Origin of the sequence: Streptomyces sp. NPDC032472 (assembly GCF_040636955.1) — a bacterium.
In the GTDB taxonomy this organism is placed as follows: domain Bacteria; phylum Actinomycetota; class Actinomycetes; order Streptomycetales; family Streptomycetaceae; genus Streptomyces.
Window position 1 is genome coordinate 1 of record NZ_JBEZVK010000184.1, and the last position, 2,790, is coordinate 2,790.

Consider the following 2,790-nt stretch of genomic DNA (forward strand, 5'->3'; position numbering starts at 1 on the left):
AGCCGTGGCGACCGGAAGGCCCGCCCCCCGCGGCGGGTGCGGCCGCCGACTCCGCCGGGCGGGTCGGGGCGGCGCTGCGCGCCTGTGGCTTCACCGTCCTGGCCGGGGCGGGAAACCCGCGATGAGGGCGACGACAACGAGCGGAGCGGTGATGAACACCACGACCACGGCCGGGGCTGCGACCGGCGCGGGGCTGGGGCATCCGGGTGGCGTCAGCGGTCTGCCCGTGCTGGATCCGGCGGCGGCGCTGGCCCTCAGGGAGGGCGTTGCCGTGGTCCACCTCGGCTCTTGGACCCTGGAGGCGGCGGAGCGGCTCAGCCGGCATGCGCTGGCCCATCCGGTGCGGCTCGTGCCGGTCCGGGAGGACGGGGCCTTGACCGTGGTGGGGCCCGTGCTGGGACCCGGGGCGGGGGCCTGCCTGGTGTGCACTGAGTACCAGCGGTTGGCCACCGCGGGCGGCCGGGTGCCGTGGCAGAGTCCCCGGCTCGTGCTCGGGGGTATCGGTACCCCGGCCCTGGCGGACGCGGCCCTGCTGCTCGCGGCCGAGCTGCTGGAGGCCGAACCGGGCGCTGCCCCCGAAGCAGGTGGCGCCGCCGGAGCGGAGCCAGGGGACCCCGGCTCCGCCGGGCACCGGGCCCTGCCCGGACCCGCGCCTCAAACGGCGGCAAGGCCGGAAGTGCCGGCCAGCCGTCCCCACCATCCACCGCGACCAGGTCACCCCGGGCCCGCGGAGCCGGATGTGCCGGACCCGGTGCGGCCGGGGCCCGGCGGTGGGGCCGTCGAAGCGGGTGCGGGGGCAGCCGGTGAAGCGGGCGCCGTCGTGTACCTCGTGCAAGGGAACCGGGCCACCTGGTCCACCCACCGGGTCCGCCCCGTCGGCGGGTGTCCGGTGTGTCGGCCGCTGCCGGCGGACTGCGCCGACGCGGCCCGGGTGGCGGCCGTGCCACGGCCGCTGCCCGAGCCCTCCGTGTTGCGCGGCCCCAACGCCCGTACCGCCGCGGAGCGGATGCGGGGCGAGCTGCTCGACGAGCGCTTCGGCCCGGTGCGCCGGCTCTTCCGGACCGAGGACTCCGCCTTCGCCCTCACCACCGCCTGGGTGACGGACGGCCGCCTGCTCGACGACGGCGGGTACGGGCGCTCCGCGGACTTCGCGTCCAGTGAGCGCGTGGCGCTGTTCGAGGCCGTGGAGCGGCTGGCCGGGATGCGGCCGATGGGCCGCCGGACCGTTCTGCGCGCGTCCTTCGCGCAGTTGGGCCCGGAGGCAGCCGTGGACCCGGCCCGGCTGGGCCTGCCCGATCCGGCCCACCACGGGCACCCCGCGTCCCGTACCGTCCCGTACCACCCCGACCTGGAGCTGGACTGGGTGTACGGCTGGTCGCTCACGGCGGGCCGGGCCCGCGCCGTACCCGAGCACGTGGCGTACTGGGACGTGCCGGAGCAGGGCCCGGACCGCCGCCGGACCCGGGTGGTGTACGAGTCGTCCAACGGCTGCGGGCTCGGCAACAGCCCCGAGGAGGCCGCCCTGTACGGGCTGTTCGAGGTGGCGGAGCGGGACGCCTTCCTGATGGCCTGGTACGCGCGCACGCCGCTGCCCGGTGTCGCGGTGCCCGCCGACGACCCGCTGGTGGCCGCGCTGGCCGCGCGCGCCGAGCTGCTGGGGTACCGGCTGACCCTGCTGGACGCCACCAATGACCTCGGCATTCCGGCGGTGGTGGCCCTGTGCCGTTACGGGGGGAGCCACCCCGACGCCCCGCGCGCCTTCCTGGCCGCCGGGGCCCACCACGATCCGCGGGCCGCGATCCGCTCGGCGGTGGCGGAGGTCGTCACCAACGTCCAGGACGCCGCGCACCGGCCCGCCGGACCGGGCGGCGCCCGCGATCCGGAGCGGCTGCGCCCCATGCTGGAGCGCCCGGAGCTGGTGGTCGACCTCGACGACCACGTGGGCCTGAACGCGTTGCCGCAGGCGCAGCCGCGGCTGGAGTTCCTGTTCGCCGACAGGCCGCGGACCGCCTGGCAGGAGCGGTGGCCGGGCGCGCCCGCCCCCGTGGCCGACCTCACCCGGCTGCTGTCGGAGACGGTCGGGCGGCTGGCCGCGGAGGGGCTGGAGGTGGTCGTGGTGACGCAGGACGAGCCCGGCATCCGGGACCGGCTGGGCCTGCACTGCGCCAAGGTGGTCGTGCCCGGCACCCTCCCGATGACGTTCGGGCACGTCAACCGCCGCACGCTCGGGTTGCCGCGGCTGCTGGAGGTGCCCCACCGGCTGGGGCGGACCGCCCGCCCGCTCCGCCACGACGAACTCGCCCTGTATCCGCACCCGTTCCCGTGAGGACCCGATGACCGATCTTGCGAACCCGTCCCCGTCCCCGGTCCCGTCGACCCCGCTCGCGACCCCGCCCGAGGCCCCGGCGGGCGGCTGGCAGAGCCTGCACCTGGCGCTGCACACCGGCGGCGTGGACACCGACGCCTTCGTCACCGGCGCGCTCGCGCCGCTGATGGACGCCCGGTACGGGCCGGGGGCCGGCGCCTGGTTCTTCATCCGCCACGGCGAGGGCGGACCCCACCTGCGGATCAGGTTCCGCCGTACCGCGGCCGACGGCGGACCGCAAGCGGACGCAGCAGGGTTCGGGTCGCCCGGCGCCGGCGCGGCCGGACTCGCCGCGGAGCTGGGTCGGCTCGCCGCCGGCCTCACCGCCGCCCCCGGCCCCCGGCCCGGCCGGCACGGCGAGGTGCGGGCCGCCGACTCCCGGCACGGGGCCGCGGGGGCCGGCGGGCCGCCGGAGGTCCCGGTGT

At 78.0% G+C, this 2,790-nt stretch carries 2 protein-coding genes; both read left to right on the forward strand.

Going from position 1 to position 2,790, the window contains the following annotated elements:
- The first annotated feature begins 151 nt into the window (after positions 1-151).
- The gene (locus AB0F11_RS38000) at positions 152-2,326 is read left to right on the forward strand and encodes a TOMM precursor leader peptide-binding protein (protein WP_362184411.1); all 2,175 of its coding nucleotides are present in this window, start codon (positions 152-154) and stop codon (positions 2,324-2,326) included.
- A 7-nt stretch (positions 2,327-2,333) separates the two neighbouring features.
- A partial coding sequence (locus tag AB0F11_RS38005; protein WP_362184413.1) for a lantibiotic dehydratase C-terminal domain-containing protein occupies positions 2,334-2,790 on the forward strand: 457 nt, incomplete at its 3' end.